We start from the raw sequence: 19909 nt of genomic DNA, 5'->3' as shown, positions 1-19909 counted from the left end.
TTATTTTGATGAAATGATGAAAGAAGCATATAAGATTCTGATTGGCAACATCTTGATCATTCATCCTTTTGCTCATCAGTATAAAGGAATGATGAAAGAAGTATTTTATACTATCCAAAAGAGAAATGCATCAAGTTCCTCTTTTGGCAGGCTCCCTTATGAGAGTTGCGACCCCATTTCCCGATTTCGCGAAATCGGTAACACTTTTGTCCGCACAAAAGTACAACTTGCTAAACAAGGTCAGATGTGCTATAACGGAGAAATCTCTGTATTTCGGGAAAATGTTAGAGAGCGAGATCGGGAAATAACGAAGTCATGAAATCGAGATTTTGGCACTTCTATGAAGCATAAAAGTATATTCTACTTTGGTAGGCATTGTGATGAAGCTACGATGAGTACATAAGTCGTTTATAACGAGTAGATTATGTTTCATTTCATCAAATCATCAATTTTTCAAACCATTCAACTTCATTGTAATATGAACATTCAAGAAATTAAAACAATAAAACTGCAAGATTTTCTTGCAAGTCTGGGACATACACCTATCAAACAACAAGGTAACAAGTTATGGTATCTCTCCCCCTTTCGTACAGAACACCATGCTTCATTCAAGGTAAACACAAATCTCAACCAATGGTATGACTTTGGAATAGGAAAAGGTGGAAACATCATCGCTCTGGCAGAGGAACTATATAAGTCTTCCGATGTGTCCTATCTTATTAGACAGATAGAACGCAATGCTCCAAGTTGTGTGCATCCCTTATCTATTCCTTATTCAAGGAAGGAATCACCACAACACGCACACCCCTTTGAGAACTTAAAAGTTCTACCTTTGACACATCCTGCCCTTATCAGATACTTACATGAAAGATGTATTGACATGGAAGTAGCTACCGCTGTGTGTGAAGAACTCCATTACGACTCTAATGGTAAGCACTATTTCGGGATTGGTTTTCCCAATAGTGCAGGTGGGTATGAAATACGCAACCCGTTCTTCAAAGGCTGCATTGCTCCAAAGGATATTAGTGTTTTCTATGCCCATGAGTCGAAGAAGAATTGTTGCCTTTTCGAGGGCTTTATGGACTTTTTGTCTTTTATGACATTAAGGAAACTGAAGAATCCGCAGCGGACGGGGTTAAGCCAACAAGATTATGTGGTACTCAATTCTGTATCAAATATTCATAAGATTACAGAGAAATTGTCGCATTACGACAGCATCCAATGCTACTTGGATAATGATGATGCAGGCAGGAATGCTTATCAACAATTAGCCAAAAGATTAGGTGATTCTGTTTCTAATTGCTCCATGCTATACAATGGCTTTAAGGACTTCAACGAGTATTTATGTGCAGAAATTAAGCATCCAGAGAAAGCAGAAGTAAAAAGAAACAAGGGACTTAGATTATAAAAGTGGTAGAAGTCTTACATCTCCTATTTTTCGGGGAGCAAGTTTATGTTTTGGGCATACCAAAACCACTTGCTCCACCATCCAAGGTAGGTGTAGAGGATTATCCCGCTGGTCTCCATCAAATCAAAGTAAAAAACAATTATGACTAAATCAGAATACAACAAAGGCGGTCGTCCGACCAAAGGCGCAGCCGAAAAAAAGAAATACCGCATCACGGTAAAGCTTACCACTGAGGATTACTATACACTCAAGGGCAAAACTAAGAGTGCAGGAATATCCATGAGTGAATTTGTAAGAAGAGTTCTCGATAAAGGGAATGTGATAGAACGCTTGACCATGGAGCAGGCTGACTTCATTCGCAAGCTGTGTGGTATGGCAAACAATCTCAATCAGTTGGCACATCGTGCCAATGCGGAGGGTTTCTATACCATTGCGCCCTTCCATAAACTTATCCTTGCTAAGATTGATGAAATCCTAAATTTGATACGAAGATGATAGCTAAGATTATGAAAGGTTCGGGCTTCAAGGGTGTCATCAATTACATCCTCGATCCAAAGAAAGGAACTGAACTTATAGACAGTTCTGGAGTGCGAACAGACAGTATTAGCCATATTGTCCAAAGTTTCATTGACCAGATAGAATTGAATCCACGAGTAAGTAAGGTTGTAGGGCATATCTCGCTTAGTTTCTCCGCACAGGATGCTTCAAGATTAAGCAATGAGTTCATGGTGCAGGTGGCTCGTGAGTATATGGAGAAAATGGGGATAAAAGATACGCAGTATATCATAGGTCGCCATTTTGACAAAGAACATCCGCATGTTCATATTGCTTTCAATCGGATAGACAATAACGGCAAGACCATCTCCGACAAAAACGACAGATTCAGAAGCGAGAAGATTTGTAAGGAACTGACCGCCAAATATGATTTATACTTTGCCAGTGGCAAGGAGAAAATCAAGGAACACCGCTTGAAAGAACCAGACAAGACCAAGTATGAGATTTATCAGGCTTTAAGGGAAAAGATTCCTAAAAGCAGGAATTGGAAATCATTACTCGCTCACCTGAGAAATGAAGGGATTGATGTGCGCTTTAAGTATAAAGGCAATACACAGGAAGTGCAAGGTATTATCTTTGAGAAGAACGGCTACCACTTCAATGGCTCAAAGGTGGACAGGAGTTGCAGTTATTCCAAGATTGATTTTGCCTTGCAGCAGAATAACAAAGAAAACTGTCAACAGGCACAAGGAACCGTCAATCTTATATCAGATGTTGCAGATGCTACGAGCACACTTGTTAATGACTTCATCAAGGGAGGATTAGATCTATTTCAGTCTCACGGCACACTCCCAGCAGAAGTTTACAATACACTTGAGAAAAAGAAGAAAAAGAAAAAACGTAAAATACATTTATAACTATGGCAGATAATAATACATTTGTCCTCTTTGAGGAAATCAAGAACAAATTGGAAATAATTTATAAGGAAGTAAGGGAACTTAAAGAAAAGGACATCAGTTCTGTTTCTCTTCCTACACCTACTGCTCCAGCGCAAAGTAATGAGCAACAAGACCAAGAATTGCTCAAACAGTATGAACTACGGACGAAGGAAATACTCAATAAGTATATAGCCATACAAATGCGTATCAAGGATGAGGAAGCCAAATCTATTGATAAATTGGTGGCAAGCGTATTGACTATGCTACATGAGTGGGAGGAGCAGAAAAAGCAACCACAACCGCAAGAACATATCCACAAGCATAGCTTTGACATCAAGTCGTCTAAAGTTTTTACTTATGTGGTTATAACAGCAGTTGCTTTTCTTGTTTCTTTGGTCGGCAACTTCTGGCTGTGGCAAAGCAAACAGCAATACAAAGACGATGCCTTGAAGTTCCGAATTATCAGAGTGTGGCGAGGTTGCAGCCCGAAAGAAATCCTATGGCTCAACGATGTGTTTGACATTCATCGTAACGAAACCACAATCGGAAAAATCAAAAAGGAAGCTGATGGCTACGACTTGGAATTGAAGCAGAAGGCAGATAGTCTGATGCAAAGGAAACTGAAGTAGCCTCATATGGAACAAGCCCAACCAAACAGAATACTTGGTTGGGCTTGTTATATCACTTTTTCCATCGTCTTTGACACTGTGATCTTTATAACTACTTCTACTTGTCAAGAAATTAGGCATAAAAAGCTATTATGGTAGATATAGTAAAAGAAGACATCCGGAAAATCTATTCTTTAATATTCCATGACATACAATTAAAGGCTCCTCCATATTTACTAATTAGATAAGGAGCAGGTATTCGTATTATCTTTTGGCTATGAAATAAAGACTGTAAATACTCTAAGGCTATACTATCAGTTTTTAAATTGAGTCCAGGCACTAAAATTACCTTAGATGTTTGCAGAAAATTAATATAAGCCCACGAATCATTGATAGTATAAGGTAATGGAAGTTCATGCACAATATAGCCATTCTCCTCTAATATCTTTCTTATTCGCTTTCCATTTCTTGGAGCAAAATTGGTATAGTCTGCCATTAATAATTCTTTGTCTTTTACAAATCTTACCATACCATCTGTATGGCCACACTTATCTTGCGACCTGTTACACCAAGGAAGTATTATTATCTCTGTTTGGAAAGCTTTTTCTAAGCGATAGATTAATTTTAATTTATTTTGATATTGTGGGTTCTCTATAAATATCTTTTCTGTCATTAGAACATGATACGGAGTCTTAACGACATTACCACCATCAATAGTAATATCTGAGAGATTAATAAACTTGTTATCATTGAGATTGAGAAAAGATAAAGGTTCGTCTACATTCGTAATAAACTCACGTTTTCCCCTCTTATTCAAATAGTCTGGCTTGTACTTATACTTTACAAAAGTATTATCCGTAACCTGTATTGGCATATAGTCACGACACCAATAATCTGCAGTCTTACACAAAACATCTACATGTATCTGATAATCTTGTAAGACAGACTTCACCGCTTCGTACAATTGCCTATAATCATTGGCCAAATGAGCCGAGAAGTATACACTGTTGGTTTGACTTGATAATATCATACCCTTCTTGCTTTTAGTAAGTTTGTTAGCAGATGATAAGGTTCTTTTCGATAGTATCGCCATGGTCGGGTATCTTTCTCTGGTGACTTTATAGAGGTTTGATTTCCATTGTTATCAATGACGAATTTATTAATATTAATGCGTGGGGCTGCTACAGAACAAAATGATGGCAGTATTTGTAATTCTGGTAACCATTCCATTTGGATAGCCGACTTTAATGTATCATTGTCTGGCTCCATAAACTGGAGATAGTCATAAATATACGAGCTTGCCATCCTCTTATCTCTATTTAAATTTGCTTTATTACTTCGCTCATTTCTATCAACGACATTAAAGGTTTTGATTAGAATGGATGCGCGATATTCGCCTTCTTTCTCAAAAGTAATATCCAGACCAAATTTATGCAAATAGAAACTTCCTATCTTCAAATATGGTGTATTCACAGTCCTATAATCTGCATCATCTAATTTATTTCGATGAAACATAACAGGATCATGAACAAACTCTTGATTAGCCGACTTCTCTACATGAAAATAAAATTCTATAGAATGGGCATAAATCTCAAATCTCCTGTTTATTAACAGAAATCCACCAAATAATAAGGTGTCTGCTACCATGGAAAATTGTTCTTCTAATAGTTTCTCTCCTATTAAATTTCTTAAACAATCGGGATTTACTTCAACATTATGCTGAAACTGTTTTAATGCAAGCAATAAATTCGTTTCCATATTTCTATTCTATAATTTCCCAGAAGCCACTTTTATCCGAGCCGACTCTACGAAGATACTTGCCACGCATAAATTCAATATTACGCATGATTGTACTACCACTCAATCCTATAATAGAAGCCATTTCTTCCTTTGTAATATAAGGGTTTTCTACCATCAGTCGTAAAATAGAGATACGGTTCGCTGTAAGTTTATCCCCCTGTTCGGCTGCTTTTGCTATTAATCTATCTATAGTATCATTGGAATTTACAGTTGCATTTTCGGTATTTACAGTCGCGTTTTGAGCATTTACAGTATCTTTTGGACTATTTGCAGTTGCATTTACAGTTGCATTTTTGGTATTTACAGTCGCATTGCCATTGGTTATAGACCGATGTATAACTTTTGGAACTGTAATTTTAAGGATAAAATCATCCAAATGATATGTAGGGATTGGCGACCTATTAGCTTCCAACTCTCTACACACACGATCCACACCCTCACCAAATTCTTTCACAAAGTCGTACACTTTAAGGAATTGAGCAATTTTTGGATTGCGAGAGAAGTGTGTATGACGTATGTTTGTAGGCTTGACCGTTCCAGGTAGTCTGCCCGGAGACTCGAAAACAAGGCGATCGTCAAGCATCTTGATTTGGATTTCCGTGCCCTTGATGTTGTAGGCACGGTGGCAGCAAGCATTGACCACCATCTCTTGAATCACAAACTTTGGATAATCTCTATTGGTTACAAACTGTCCATGCTGCCCAAGAAATGTATGTTCCTCTACTTGGGTTTCAAGATACGCTATCGTGGCTTTCACCTGATCAAGTATCGTCCCTTCAAAAGTTACGTCCTTAATTACATTCATCTCTGCACCCACTCGCTCTTCTGTACCTTTATAACGGATGAAACGAGTACGCCCACGAGGAAAGAACTTCTGAGGATATTTACCAAACAACAGAGTACAAGCCACACTAACTTGCTCCTCTCCCTTGGCGTTGGTAGTTATGAAGCCATTATTCTCTTGTAGATATTGCTTGGGAGATTTGGTATAACCAATCAATTCTGTATATCTTTCGACAGCAGTCATATCTATATCATCTACAGTAGCACCATACACAGCCGTATCTTCATAATAACGTTCGCCCTTATCATACATCAGCTGTATGCGCTCCTCAAAAGACAGTTTTCTACTTTTATCGCCAACACGCATATAGGCTTCATCTACTTGGTTGGCATGCAACTCAGAACTTGCAGGAATATACATTAACAATATATGGTTGTCATTTCCATCTTTATCTATACAAGGCAGTAAGTCGCTGGTAATGGGTACAGAAGGATTACAGAAATCTAAAGGCACACGAAGCAACTCATTTAGCTTTTCCGTATGCTGGTCAACTCCGTCTATCTTCCGAGTCTTATCAGATACGCCAATGGCAATAACACCACCATCTGCGTTGGCAAATGCCACAATGGTAATAGCCAATGCTTTCGGTTCAATTTGAATGCTCTTGCAATCAAACGTCTGGTCTTCCTTACGAGTCTGTATTTCTTGTATAGTCATACCATTGATTTTATGCTAAAAATAAAGGTGACATCTATAAAGTGTCGTTAATAATTTGCCCTTCAGACAAGTCTTATTTACAGCATTGTTTCTTACCTAATTGATATATTTCCTTCCAGTCCAATATCGTTATGCTCTATTCAGCAAAACAATAATACGAGCTTTTATGTTTTCATATGTCATATTCAATTTATCTTTTGCTAATTTTGTTAATCTTGCCGTATGAGACAAAGCATCCCTAATTGGTTTATATTCTGCAGCGTCTCTTAACAAACATGCCTTTTTTTGCTTGTCTTTCTCATCATCAGCTATAAAAGACAAATTGTCCATGTCCAAATAAGACAAACTAGATTCTCCTTCTCTTATATTAAAATTAATATTTGCGGCTTCTTTATATTTTTTAGCATTAGGCTCCCATTTTTCATTAATTTCTTTCTGAATTTTTTCAGGAATTTCAATCTGCTTATCGTTTATATATTTTCTTAATAAATTTTCTGCCGCAAAACATTCTCCATAGGAGGAAAGATTAAATTCTGCATCTTCCCTTATTTCTTTTATCCAGCCTTCAACTTTTTTTCGACTTGGCTCATTATCTTTAGAAGGTTTAAAATCTTCCACCACGACATTAAACAATTCCTGTGATTTCCTTTGCTTCTTGGTCATTCTTGGATTTTCTAGATCGCCATCTTCATTAATTTCTGTACGCCATATGTCCCAGTCATTCATAACAGTCTTAATTACTTCATTTAAAACTTTCAATAGCTCCTTAAACTTAGGATCATCAGGAACAACTCCTTCTCGACTACTTGTGAAACGATCTATGTCATCATCTAAACTATCAAAATGTATCTGTCCATAAAGGTAGCTTTGAACAATTCGTGCAATAGGAATATGCCGCAATATATCCTTTTCTCTCAACCGTCCATTTACATACAAATCAATGGTTACCTTTTCATCTGTCCCTTTTATTTTTATATCAGAAGGCTTCTCTACAGATGCGACAAAACCTTTTATAGCAGCGTTCTCTAATGGAATAATTTTAGATTTAAGAAATTTACTATCCTTAATATAAGGATCTTCCGTATCATTAAGTATCCAAGCAAACTGGGTTTTATCTTTTATAGAATTCAGTTCTTTAATAGTTATTAGCTTTTCATTTATATAAATATTAAATTTAGGATCCTTTAAAGAAAAACGGAAATATAAAGCTACTAACTTTGTTATATATTCAACTCTATTGCGAATACCGTCTTTTAAATCTTGAAAGATTATAACGGTCCCTTCTTTACCTAATCGTTCTTTATAAGTTGCAATTATAGTATCATCTGGCACGCCTAGATTATATTCATCAGAAGATATGTCATTTCTGATAGCTTTATCAAGCCCTGCATTATCAATTATTCCACCAACCAATTCTTCTTTTTCCTTTTTTGTAAGAACTGTTATTGTTTGGGCACATGAAAGTAGAGCTAATTTACCAATACCTTTTCTTCCTATATATGGACGTCCGCTATTTGTATGCGTACTCTTATCTTTTCGCTTAGAATATCCAATTTTCAAAAATTTATTTTGAAAATCATCCTCATCCATACCCTCACCATCGTCACGAACAATAAGTATCCTTGCTTCACGATCTATGGTGATATAAACATTATGCGCATCTGCATCCCATGAATTAGATACAGCTTCTCCAAGGACTGTTATAAAATTTCTATAAAGATTTCTTCCCAAATGATTGAGAATACTAAGTGATATGTTAAAATTATATTGTTTCATAATTGGATATTTCTTAAATGTTGCTTAATACTTTCTGCTATTACTTCTCCTAATTTCGGAGGAACTGCATTTCCTATATACCGAGAGACTTTTGTTAATGAAACGTCTTGTTCATGTGGGAAAAATTTATAAGTATTAGGGAAAGTTTGAAACAAAGCAGCTTCACGGGCAGATATGGCTCTATTTTGCTCAGGATGCCCAAACCGGCCATTGCCCAAACCTGTACATAAAGTAGTCATCGTTGGAGCAGGTTTATCCCACACCATACGACCATAGACACTACCAAAACTTTTACCGCCATTCTTCTTATGGCAATTTAATATCAAATCTTTTGGCCAATCTTTCCAACTTCCACCGTAAGGAGTTGCCTTTATCCTTTCCATATTCAAAGGAGTTAATTCACGACACCTATGTAATGAATCTGTAGGGCAACAATGTCCTGCTTCTAATGGTGGAAGATACCCTATAGCATCTCGTACTGTTACATAATTTTCTTTTGTATGAGTAGGTGGAATTATTTTGATTTCACCCCAACGCGAAGCTAGAAGCACCAAACGCTTACGAGTTTGTGGAATTCCATAATTGGGGCAATATACAACCTGATACGTTACAAAAAAATTCTCCTCCTGTAACACCTTAATAAAGTCAGACAAAACCGATTTTAATTTAAAGGATGTAATAGCAGGTACATTTTCCATTGTTACTATATCAGGATGAACTTCTTTTACTAATCGCCCAAATTCATCTAAAAGACTATATTTTTCTTTATCCTTAGTCTTATTCTTAAAAGCATAAGAAGAGAAGGGCTGGCATGGTGCACATCCCGCTAAAACTTTAATAGAATTTTTAGAATAAAGAGGCAATATATCTTTTTGAGTGACATTCCTTATATCTTTATATTGAAACTCAGCTTCGTTATTAGTCTCATAAGAATATTTGCAGGTCGCATCCAAATCAAAACCTTTGAGAATTTTAAAACCTTGTGATTTCATTCCATAACTAAGCCCTCCTATTCCGCAAAATAGATCTACAACCTCTACTGATGGTAATCTTCCTCGTCTTTTATGAAACCTTTTGTGGAGCATATTCAAATTGTTAGTTAATATGTGCAAAGATAAACATAATTTGCTACAAACACGAGATATTTACTTATAAATTCAACCCTGGCAAACTATTGATAGCCTCCGACTTCAACTTATCCACAGCACGAGTGTATTTCTCTGTGTGCTTCAATCCACTATGCCCTAAAAGACTTGCAACGGTCTTGATATTGGCACCATTATTCAGGATGTTCACGGCAAAGCTGTGGCGGGCACAATGCCAGCTGATGTGTTTATTGATACCTGCACGCTTTACCCACCGTTTTACGGATTTACAACAACTCTCGTATGTAGGCAAATTAAAAATGGAGGCGTCTAAGTCTTCGGGAGCTTCTCCTATCAATGAGAGCAAACCATCGTTCAATGGGATAACCACACCACTATTGGCTGAATGTCCTTTGGTTTTATTCTGCTCAAACTTCAACAGATGGTTGGTGTAGTCGATGTTCTTATAAGTTAAGTCTTTCACATCGCAGAAACGCAGACCACAATATAGGCAGAGAATAAATGCTCGTCGCACATTTGGGTTCTCGTTGTCGTAATGACATTGAATCAAAGATTGGATTTCATCCATTGACAGCACATCTTTACGCAAAATCTGCTCATCAACCTTGCATACCACACCCTTACATGGGTCTTTCAGCATCACTTCATGGTCAATGGCGTAGCGCACCACTTTCTTGAAACGCTGGTAGATACTCTTTGCGCCTTCACCAACACTTCGTGATTGCAGATACTCCACAAAACGCTCCATCATTTCCTTCGTTATCAAATCGGGCTTGATACTAAACTCATAGAGAGGGTAGTACTCTTTCAGAAAGTCCTTAAAACGATTCAAAGCAATCTTAATCATTCGCAGGTCTTTCTTGGTATAGCTATCAATGTAAGCCTGATAATAGTCTAAGAAGTTGATATTTCTATCTTTCTTCAAACGATAACCGAGCATACTTTCCTTAAACTGCTGTTCACGTTCCGCACGAATCTTGGCAGCCAATTCAAGCGTTTCTTTGTTCTGTTGTCGCTCGGCAGGAGTGCGTGGCTTGGCTATTAAATACAACTGCAGGTTTTCTTTTCGTCTGTTGTGTTTGATGTGAACTTTTGGTTTACCCATCATCTTCCCCGTTTCATACAAAACAGGATTGCCATTATCATCCAAAACTGGTGTTTCTTCTCTACCGAGATAATACTCCAAATAGAGACTAATCCGACCATCAGCAAGCACATTTTGCTCCAATTTCGGGTTTTCCTTTGCTTTATTCTCTAACTTTGCCATAATTGATAGTTATGTACCTAAATGTGTATCAAACCGGATAAAACCATTAACTCATTAATTTTCAGATGTTTTCTTATTTTGCAAAGATACTAAAAATTCCCGAATATCAAAGTGTACTAAAAGTGTACTATCCAACCAAAAATAGGCAAAAATGGGCTAATTTGGCAAAAATAAGAAAAATGCAAATTGCTGATTATCAGCATTATATATTCTTTTCGTTTCTCTTGTTTTCACTATCTTGTACCGGGTCTGGGTACTAAGTAAAAAGCTAAGTAATTGATTACTCAACACTTAGCTTTTTCTTATTTTATAAATGTTCCCAATTTGTTCCCATTTATCTTTCTATAGCAGTAGAATTTCCTGGTTAGTAGTATATGAAATTAAGAATAAAGAGTTACCAAATGATGCCCCAATGGAGACCAACTGGAGAAATAGCTGTAGTCTTCGCTTGTAAGAATACTCCGCATCAGATTTGTGAGTAGGGATAAACTGATGATCAGTAAGTCTTTCAATATTCTATTTTGAAAAAACTTTTATGATGCGATAAATTCCTCTGAAAAAAGTAATGCTTTCATTTTTATTTTTTACCTTTGTCATGTCAGATGTTTTGCTTATTATTTTTGCAGTACCAAGAAAGGTGAAATTTCTTGCATGAACAAGTGTTGTTAGGACCTTGTTTTTCTGATACTTAGGATTTTTACAAGATTTTGTGCTGCAGAATTAAGGTGACATAATATTCTTTTATCATATGCTAAAAATCGACACACAAGTACTCGTCACGCTGAGGTATCGCTTTGATGAACAAATTTCAGAAGCGGATATTCTTGCATGGCTATATAATTTTGAGGAAAGTGATTGGGGAACAGCCCTGACATTGCTCAACCAAGTTTCCTTTTACTCTGAAACGAGGTGTGCTAATGTGTTAGAAGATGGCTTACAACAAATCATAAGAGCACATTCTGGAATGCCTATTGCAATATATCCTATTGGTGGCATCGGGAAAAGCGGTGTAGTAATGGCGTACCACATTAAAAAGATTATAGGTCGATTTAATCATATCTCGTGGAGTTTTGTTGACAACAATTTCTCATACAGCGATACGCCATATCTTGTTGTTCTTCTTGATGATTTCTTAGGTTCAGGAGGAAGCGCTTGCAAATTATTAGAACAGATAACTCCCAACATACCACAAGGGAGTGTAGTTGCTTGTTTATGTGTTGCTTATATGCAAAAAGCTGGAACATTGTTATCTGTGAGAAATGTCGCTGTTTATGGAGATGTGCACCAGCCGGCTTTTGTACGAAGACATTCTGTATTTGGCTATCCTCCGAGAATGAAGGTTGTCAGAGACTTCGCTCTTAAATATGGAGCATGTCTTTATCCTAAGAAACAATATGTAAAAGGGATGGATTTGTATATTGGCCCATTGGGCTATGCCAACAGTCAATCGTTGGTATGTTTCGACCATACTACTCCGAATAATACTTTGCCTATTCTTTGGGCAAGTAAGAGGCGTTCGGATAATGGCAAAAAATGGGTTCCACTCTTCCCTCGAAGACTATTTGACAGAACACGTCGTGATGAAAGTTATGAACGGTTGAAATATAAATGGATTAGTATTGCTCAAAAAATAAGCCAAGGTCATATCAATCGTCTATTTAATGATTTTGGTCGTGAATCTATTCAATTGATTGGGTTGTTGCATGGTAAATATCATAAGCGCTCTGACTCATACATTTGTTTGTTGTTGGAAACGACTCATAAGCAATATGAACAACTCTGTGAAAATGCTGTTCAAAGGAATCTTCTCAGAGAAGACGGGTTGCTGACAGATGAAGGAAGGAGGACTTATACAAGTATACGTAAGAAAGAGTTTGAGGCAAGCTCCTTGGTAATAGATATGATAATAAAAAAAGAATATGTATATATACCCTATAAGTTTCTTGGGATTTCCAGAGATTAATCTATTAGCGAAAAAAATTGAGGACTGCTATTTCCTTGGCTATTTCCTTGGCTATTTCCTTGATTTGTTGCAGCCCCTTGGCTGTGAGCATAGAATTAAGTATCATTAATACTGATAATAATGGCTGCCGAGGTCAGCCATTATTAACAGCCTGATCGGCTGTTATATCCAGTAGGAGTAATAGATTGATGTTATGGATTTCCCGAGAGACTCTTTTATACGACAACTGAACGGATGTAATTCTCAATTCCGTTCCTCTATTATAGAATATACAGATAACCTGATAAAGAAGGGACTGCCAGTAATATTTTCACTTAAACACTTGGCAGGCATAGTAAGTGTAGAGTATTCTGAACTTATTTCCATCAAAGACCACATTGATGGTTATTATGCATATTTTACAATCAAGAAAAAACATAGTAGCAAGAGGAGGCGGATAGTTGTTCCATATCAGAACCTAAAATGTATTCAACGATGGATATTGCATGAGATTTTGGACAAGATTCCTGTTCATCCCCAGAGTAAGGGATTTGTCAAGGGTGGCAGTACTTTTCAAAATGCAAGTCCTCATGTTGGTATGTCTTTCATACGCAAGTTTGATTTCAAGGATTTCTTCGAGAGTATAACCGTACAGCGCGTCTATGGTATCTTTTTAGAAATAGGTTATTCGCCAGCCGTGAGTCACGACTTGGCTACGTTATGCACTTTGAAATTAAAAGAAGAAAAGTACCAAAGTCTTAGGGGGTACAAACAGAGTTGTTTCAGATATTTGTATAATAAGCCTAAGGCGGTTCTGGCACAAGGTGCTCCAACAAGCCCAGCTTTAGCTAATCTGATATGCCGTGGATTAGACAGCAGATTAGCAAAATTTGCCGACTTGAACGGAATACATTACACTAGATATGCTGATGATTTGACATTCTCTGCGAACGAACTTGAGAAACTTCCTACACAGAGTTTTCTCAAAAAGATAGTTGAAGAGGAATCACTAAAGTTGAATTATAGCAAGACAGGAACTTATGGACCTGAATCTCGTCAAATGGTTACAGGTATTCTTATAGATGGAGAAAAACCTCGTGTACCTCAGAAGTTCAAGCGACAAATCTATAGACATCTTCATTTTTGTGAGAAGTATGGAACCCAAGCACATTTTGATCACGTAATGCCGGGATATTCTCATGCCCGCCAATGGCTGTATGGTAAAATACTGTATGTTTATTCCATTGAACCTGAGATCGCCAAGGATATGATTGCAAAGGCTAATGCGTTAGATTGGGGCTTATTGTGATATGTATAGCAGAATTTACAAATGGAGTTGTTGGGGTTGTGTTAGTTTATTACTGTTCGCTAGCCCAATAACCTGTATGGCTCATCTCTTTGTTTATTAGGGATGAGCTATTTTCATCTTTGAAAAGACCATGCTATGTAATTTCCTTGCATTGTGGAGGAGATATTTCTTGCTCCATAAAGTACTCTTTTCAGTTGTTCTCAGGCTGTCCAAAAAAGGAATCCATATTGATATAATACATCAGTCCAATTCTCATCATTGTTGCTATTCTCGAAAACCTTCATGTTCTTTTTATACTTCTTCGCACTATTTTTTTAGCAAGTTTGCAAGAAGAGTCATCCAAATCTGAATCTTAGATAGTATTGGCCAATTATAGACTGAAATACTGCATAACAAGCCCACTCAAGACTCTAACTTGGTTGGGCTTGCCGATTTTTACATCCTCATTCCACTCGATACTCTCTGTGCTCTTTCCATTGCCTCCTTCATTTTTCTTTCAAGATTCCATTGCTCACGCCTATTCTTAATTATGTCTGCAACTAACTCACCATTAATCAATAGCGTGCGATGGTCTTTGCTTGTTATCTTAGACGAGAATACTGCATTGTCAAGTTCGAATGGGACTTTCTCGCCCATAGGTCTGAATTGTCCAGAACATACAACTCTTTTTCCATTCAACAACTGTTTTATAATCTCATCTTTTATCCGATAGGATTTGGAACACCGATTGGCAAAATCCACATTGACGCATATTCCAGGATACCAATGCTCTATTTCTTGTTTAAAGTTCCTCAACTCTTCTCTAGCAGAATCTACTTTATCTTTCTCTGTTTGAATAAGAATTTCATTTGCACAAATTGTCTTTTTAAGAGAGTCTATAACATTGTCTTTTTCAATAATTTGTTTGTTCAACATTTCTATTATATGTTGATCTTTCGTTGAAAAGAGAGAACCAATAGCACGAGCCACATTAGAACTGGCATTGCTGATATCCTTTTTCAGCGTAGTCTGCTTCAGTTCAGATTTTGCTTTTGATAAATCTTCTGCCACCTTCTCCTTTTGCTCTACCAAAAGAGAAATATCCTCCTTAAGGTTTTCAGCCTTTCGGTATTGCTCGGTATAATACTCACGAGTAGAGATGTGTCTTGCTTCTGAACCATCAGTACCACGCTCTAATCCAAAGGAATGCATGGCATTGGCGTAGGATGTCTGATAATTCTTCAGCTTGGCTTGTGTCATAATATCATCTGCACACAATCGGGCTCCATCTGCTTTCTTGCGATAATGCTTCTTCACATTCTCTTCTGATTTCTTCTTCCTACGAGTAGCTGTTACTATGGGAACCACCGTAGCATGGATATGAGGAGTTTTTTCATCTAAATGAAGAACAGCAGAGACAAGGTTTTCTGTGCCAAAGGTTTCCTGCATCCACTCCACCGACTGCTCACACCAATCATCAAGTCTGCCTTCTTGCTCTATCCTTTCCATTGCTTCAGGACTGGCAGATAGCATTATGCGGATAGCATGCACTTGATTCTTTCCAACTTTCCGTTTGAGTTTTGCATTTTCAATTCTGTGATCAATGGCTGCTGAACGTGATTTTACCCCTTCTGGAAACGCAATCAACTCTCGGTCGAGATGTATTCGACTTCCATCTACATTGCCTGCAATGAAAGTTCTTTCTATATGGGCAGACATCTTGGTATCTGCCCCTTTTGCTTTCTCCAGATGGAGAACTACAAAATTTGCCATATTATATTTTTTTTAGTTCGTTGTAGAGGTACTTACATCGTCCACTTGGCAAGACGATAAAAGTACCATTTTAAAAAACTGGGAGTCCAGAGGGGTGTAACGCCCTCGGCTCATTGGGAATTTTTAGCATTACTTGTATTGCGGCTCGAAAAATTCCCTAATGAGCCCCTATGGCATTTTATTGCCATAAAATACTCCGTAGGCAAGAGGTGCGAAATTCTCATGATTTGAGTCCTCTCCGTTATTCCCTAACAGGCTTCTGTAACAGCCTGTTCTGACGGCAAAGGAACTCATTGAGATCCTTGCAGTCAGCATAAAGACCTGAAGAGTCGATAACAGGAACTTTAAGCCCCATAAGCAATGCTTGGTATGCCTTTCGTCCTGCTTCGTCATTATCCAAAAAACATTGAACATTCTCATAATGTGATAATGGTTCTAATGCCTTCTGAACATTTAACACAGAGTTGAGTACCAAATAATCTTGTCGTTTTAGTCCGTCATTTTCCTTTCTTCGGAGCATCATAAATGAAAGGAAGTCCATGAAACCCTCGAAGACTAAACACGATTGCTTTGATTCCTCATTATGAAATAGACTGATGTCTTTTGGAGTGATACCTCCTTTGAAAAACGAATTACGTATTTCGTAGCCACCTGCAATATTTGGAAAGCCAATACCAAAGTAATGTTTACCCCTTGTATCAAAGTGCAGTTCTTTACATACTGTTCGTGCTATTTCAATGTCTATACATCTTTCCCCAAGATATTTGATAAGCGCAGGATGACTGATGGAAAGTACCTGAAGATTTTCAAAGGAGTTCTGCGGTGTGTTCGGCTTGGCTGTAGGCAGACTTACCGATACACAGCTTGGTGCATTACGCTCTATCTGGTGAATGAGATACGACACATCTGAAGAGTTGTAGAGCAATTCTGCAAGGTCAATGATGTTACCACCTCTGCCAATACCGAAATCGTACCATAGATTAAGTTCGGTGTTTACCTTAAACGATGCGTGCTTCTCCGTTCTAAGTGGTGATAGGTACATGAGGTTCACACCATACTGTTTTACGGGTTTGCAGTCTATTGTTGCAAGAAATTCCTGCAACTTTATCTTTTTTATTTGGTCAATATTCATAATTATATGGAAGTTAAAGTGATGATAAATTTGATGATTTGATGAATTTGATCTTATCTATATGGTAATCAGATAGTTGAAAACTCATCATCCACTCATCATATTACTCTTCAAACTGGAATTACTGACGAAAAGAAGAATACTATCCTTTTCTTTTTTCATCAACAAAACATTCACGATGAGCAAAAGATGAGAGCATAAACAACATATACTGAATGTTTTATACAACTTATTCATCATTTCATCAAAATAATGGATATAAAATTGTTTAGAGACTCTTAAGCTGCTCCTTGGTAATAGTATAGAACCTGCCAGTCCTTCGGATAGGAGAGTAATACTGTGGAGCGTTGTAACTAAGTTGATACGTAGTATAAGTCAGCGTATTGGACACTGGTGTAAGCTTCCAGATGTCCTGCACTATTCTCCTTATCTGCCCCTTGTCATACTTGCATTGAGTATTACTTAAAAGAGGCATCATATCATTGATACAGAAAGAGACTTCCTCGACATTGTTTGTTTCCATGATGTCAAGACACAACTCTGACATTTCTAGTTCCAGCTTGTTTCTGTTATTACGGATAATGCGTTGCAAGGCTGGTGTAAAGGTCAGCTTGGGTGCAAACCACATACGGCTTTCCTTTTGGGTAGACAACGTGCGATGCTGGAGAAAATAAAGAAAGGCAGGTATCTCTGCTTTCAACTTCTGAAGAAAGTCAGTATCGTCACTTTCCAAACGATTTATCTTTCTAACCCAATATCGGGTTTCTCCCACGTCAATGATGACAGGGAGTAACTCGTTATTGGAACACAACACAAACTTGGCAAAGAAGGAGATTTCATCTCGGTCTTTACCCTTTGCTTCCACTTTATAGGAAAGTGTTGTACTAAGGTTTTTCAATCTTTCACTATCTTCCCTACGGTTAAGCAATACTTCGTCCACCACAATAAGTAGTTTACCTGCCCAATCAGCATTGAACTGACTGCGAAAATCCTCGTTGGTATTGAAAGTAACATTGTCCTGGAAAACAGCTTTGAGAAAGTTAAGGAACGTACTCTTACCAGTATTGCGTGCTTCTGACACCATCAAAAGGATGGGGAGTTTTTGCACTGGTTGGAGATAGAGCAACTGCAAGTAGTCCATGCCCAACTCATACTGCTCACCGAAGATATGTCTTATCAATGATTCAATATGCAGAAAATCTCCTTCTTTTGGCTGATGATCTATCGGTTCATAGAGATTGAGGAACTTGTCAATCACTGGTTTGGTAATTGCCATGATTAGGAATAGTGCAGAAACCATCGTACTTTGGAACAGTAGCCAGAAAATCCTTGCCATAGTCCTGGCGTAGCGTTTCATTGTTCCACACTATACGCTTCTTGACAAAACCGCCATTGATGCGTGGTTGGTTCACAATTTTATATAAGGTTGTGCCAACGCGAATAAATACATCCTGTTCCATAAGTTAGATATTTGAAGTATGATTTCCTAAAATTTTCTGCACGTCAGACATTTTATATCTAACTTTGTTACCAACCTTTATAGGCTTTAGATAGTTCTTTTTACCCCAATGCCATAAGGTAGCATCACAGACACCACAAAGTTGTTTTACCTCTTCTTTTGAAAGAAATCGTTCTTTACGTGCTTCTTCGACAATAGTAGTAAGCTCGTCTTTGGCACGGTTAATGAGGTCATTGGAAAATGCCAACAAATCCTCACTAGAAACCTCTAATCGCACATGTGCGTTAGAGCCTTGAATAATAGACAAAATATCCGTCATAATTTTTAGACTCCACCTGCTTGTTTGACTTTCTGTTATCGGTGGGTTAATAAACAAAAAGTCGCCACCTTATTTGAGATGACGACTGCAAATTTACAGCGTGAAATAATTGATTTTCAACGATTTATCAAACGCTTAATTCATATAAATATTTAGCGAATTAAACGAACTTTTATTCTGATAAGAAGGCTTTGATTTCATCTATCGAAGTACGATCTTCTCCTCTATCCATCAAACCTTATTCCTGTTTTTCCTATGGTTTCAGAAAGTTCCTTATAGGCTTTCTGAATACCTCGAAGTCCTATCAGGCGAATATTATAATGGTCAGATAATGCTCTATAGAATGGTGCAATATCACATTCTCTAAGCAAGTTTTCTTCTTCCAAAGCTATTTTGAGGTAAACAATATCTTTCTCTGTAGGCTTGGTCAATAGCCTAGCCCTAATCTTTTCAAGTAGTATTTCTTTATTTTCTATCTTTATAAGTTCTTCTAAAGTTCTATCATCTTTAGGTCTACCACGTCTCTTGTTGATTACCGATGACTCTTCATCTGTAAGTTCTTCCTCTAAAGCAGATTCAATAAGTTTATTGGAATCTCTAGATTTCTTATATTGTTGAAATCTCTTCCAATCTTCTCTTGTTCTTTCTCCCAGTAATATACTTCTATGAATAATATATTTTACCAGTAAAGAAAGCAGCCATTTGTGTAGTCGGTTGGTCTTACTGTTTTGAATTAGGGCTTCACCATGTTCTACCATGCATTCATAGCTACGACCAAAATATAACCATGCGAGCATTGCTGGAACTATTGATTTCCTGTCAGTATTATGAAATTCATGTACCAATCGTTCCGCAAGGTCTGAATTAGTTAACATATTTTCCAAAGAAGAAAAATCCTTTACAGTATCATTGAACATCCTTTCCTTGACCTTTTCTTTATATTTCGGTACATACTTTATTACTAGCATAAAGACTTTTTGAAAGCCAGCACTGTTCTTACAATTCATTTCCTCAATAAATGAACCATATTCTTTTGGGTGTGTATCAAGCCACTCCTTAATTAGTCGCTTAAAATCTTCAAAACTTTCTTTCATCGT

17 protein-coding genes and 1 pseudogene are annotated in these 19909 nt (G+C 37.3%); 7 read left to right on the top strand and 11 right to left on the bottom strand.

Annotated features, from left to right (window positions below; genetic code table 11):
- Positions 1 to 13 precede the first annotated feature (13 nt).
- The 5 genes from EL210_RS03655 to EL210_RS03635 all read left to right on the top strand — a co-directional run bounded on the left by EL210_RS03655 (position 14) and on the right by EL210_RS03635 (position 3470).
- Positions 14 to 319, top strand: coding sequence for a hypothetical protein (locus tag EL210_RS03655; RefSeq protein WP_018920937.1), 306 nt, complete (start codon positions 14 to 16; stop codon positions 317 to 319).
- Between the two features lie 159 nt (positions 320 to 478).
- The gene (locus tag EL210_RS03650; protein WP_018920938.1) at positions 479 to 1408 is read left to right on the top strand and encodes a toprim domain-containing protein; all 930 of its coding nucleotides are present in this window, start codon (positions 479 to 481) and stop codon (positions 1406 to 1408) included.
- Positions 1409 to 1549: 141 nt separating this feature from the next.
- The gene (locus EL210_RS03645; protein ID WP_018920939.1) at positions 1550 to 1903 is read left to right on the top strand and encodes a MobC family plasmid mobilization relaxosome protein; all 354 of its coding nucleotides are present in this window, start codon (positions 1550 to 1552) and stop codon (positions 1901 to 1903) included.
- Entirely contained in the window at positions 1900 to 2820 is a 921-nt protein-coding gene (locus tag EL210_RS03640) for a relaxase/mobilization nuclease domain-containing protein (RefSeq protein ID WP_018920940.1), read from the top strand. The genes EL210_RS03645 and EL210_RS03640 overlap by 4 nt, the downstream gene beginning before the upstream one ends.
- Before the next feature lie 2 nt (positions 2821 to 2822).
- A complete protein-coding gene (locus EL210_RS03635; RefSeq protein ID WP_018920941.1) occupies positions 2823 to 3470 on the top strand; it encodes a hypothetical protein in 648 nt (215 codons plus the stop codon).
- 166 nt (positions 3471 to 3636) lie between these two features.
- Here the strand turns inward: EL210_RS03635 and EL210_RS03630 are convergent, their stop codons facing one another.
- From EL210_RS03630 to EL210_RS03605, 6 genes are all read right to left on the bottom strand, one after another.
- On the bottom strand, positions 3637 to 4479 hold the full coding sequence (locus EL210_RS03630) for an agmatine deiminase family protein (RefSeq protein ID WP_018920942.1): 843 nt from the start codon (positions 4477 to 4479) through the stop codon (positions 3637 to 3639).
- On the bottom strand, positions 4476 to 5207 hold the full coding sequence (locus tag EL210_RS03625; RefSeq protein WP_018920943.1) for a hypothetical protein: 732 nt from the start codon (positions 5205 to 5207) through the stop codon (positions 4476 to 4478). The genes EL210_RS03630 and EL210_RS03625 overlap by 4 nt, the downstream gene beginning before the upstream one ends.
- A gap of 4 nt (positions 5208 to 5211) precedes the next feature.
- Positions 5212 to 6750, bottom strand: coding sequence for an RNA-binding domain-containing protein (locus tag EL210_RS03620; protein WP_018920944.1), 1539 nt, complete (start codon positions 6748 to 6750; stop codon positions 5212 to 5214).
- Positions 6751 to 6879: 129 nt separating this feature from the next.
- Positions 6880 to 8526, bottom strand: a complete 1647-nt coding sequence (locus EL210_RS03615) for an ATP-binding protein (protein ID WP_018920945.1) — start codon at positions 8524 to 8526, stop codon at positions 6880 to 6882.
- A complete protein-coding gene (locus tag EL210_RS03610) occupies positions 8523 to 9611 on the bottom strand; it encodes a DNA cytosine methyltransferase (RefSeq protein WP_018920946.1) in 1089 nt (362 codons plus the stop codon). Before EL210_RS03610 ends, EL210_RS03615 begins: the two co-directional genes overlap by 4 nt.
- A gap of 64 nt (positions 9612 to 9675) precedes the next feature.
- Positions 9676 to 10899: a site-specific integrase gene (locus tag EL210_RS03605; RefSeq protein WP_018920947.1), complete on the bottom strand. Its 1224-nt coding sequence runs from the start codon at positions 10897 to 10899 to the stop codon at positions 9676 to 9678.
- A 748-nt stretch (positions 10900 to 11647) separates the two neighbouring features.
- On the opposite strand from EL210_RS03605, the gene EL210_RS03595 reads away from it, so the two are divergent.
- Both EL210_RS03595 and EL210_RS03590 read left to right on the top strand, forming a co-directional pair.
- Complete coding sequence (locus tag EL210_RS03595) at positions 11648 to 12862, top strand: phosphoribosyltransferase-like protein (protein WP_018920948.1); 1215 nt, start codon at positions 11648 to 11650, stop codon at positions 12860 to 12862.
- A 322-nt stretch (positions 12863 to 13184) separates the two neighbouring features.
- A complete protein-coding gene (locus EL210_RS03590) occupies positions 13185 to 14150 on the top strand; it encodes a reverse transcriptase domain-containing protein (RefSeq protein WP_232000426.1) in 966 nt (321 codons plus the stop codon).
- A 435-nt stretch (positions 14151 to 14585) separates the two neighbouring features.
- Here the strand turns inward: EL210_RS03590 and mobV are convergent, their stop codons facing one another.
- The 5 genes and pseudogenes from mobV to EL210_RS03560 form a co-directional block, all read right to left on the bottom strand.
- Positions 14586 to 15902, bottom strand: coding sequence for a MobV family relaxase (mobV, locus tag EL210_RS03585; protein WP_018920950.1), 1317 nt, complete (start codon positions 15900 to 15902; stop codon positions 14586 to 14588).
- A gap of 241 nt (positions 15903 to 16143) precedes the next feature.
- Positions 16144 to 17034: a toprim domain-containing protein gene (locus tag EL210_RS03580; RefSeq protein ID WP_018920951.1), complete on the bottom strand. Its 891-nt coding sequence runs from the start codon at positions 17032 to 17034 to the stop codon at positions 16144 to 16146.
- A 268-nt stretch (positions 17035 to 17302) separates the two neighbouring features.
- A pseudogene (locus tag EL210_RS03570) lies at positions 17303 to 18494 on the bottom strand (primase-helicase family protein).
- 3 nt (positions 18495 to 18497) lie between these two features.
- Positions 18498 to 18812, bottom strand: coding sequence for a helix-turn-helix transcriptional regulator (locus EL210_RS03565; RefSeq protein ID WP_025879835.1), 315 nt, complete (start codon positions 18810 to 18812; stop codon positions 18498 to 18500).
- A gap of 224 nt (positions 18813 to 19036) precedes the next feature.
- The gene (locus EL210_RS03560) at positions 19037 to 19906 is read right to left on the bottom strand and encodes a DUF6043 family protein (protein WP_018920953.1); all 870 of its coding nucleotides are present in this window, start codon (positions 19904 to 19906) and stop codon (positions 19037 to 19039) included.
- Positions 19907 to 19909 lie beyond the last annotated feature (3 nt).

This window comes from Segatella oris, assembly GCF_900637655.1.
Lineage (GTDB): Bacteria > Bacteroidota > Bacteroidia > Bacteroidales > Bacteroidaceae > Prevotella > Prevotella oris.
Note: the sequence above shows the minus strand (reverse complement) of the source record. Positions and strands in the feature narration are given on the sequence as shown.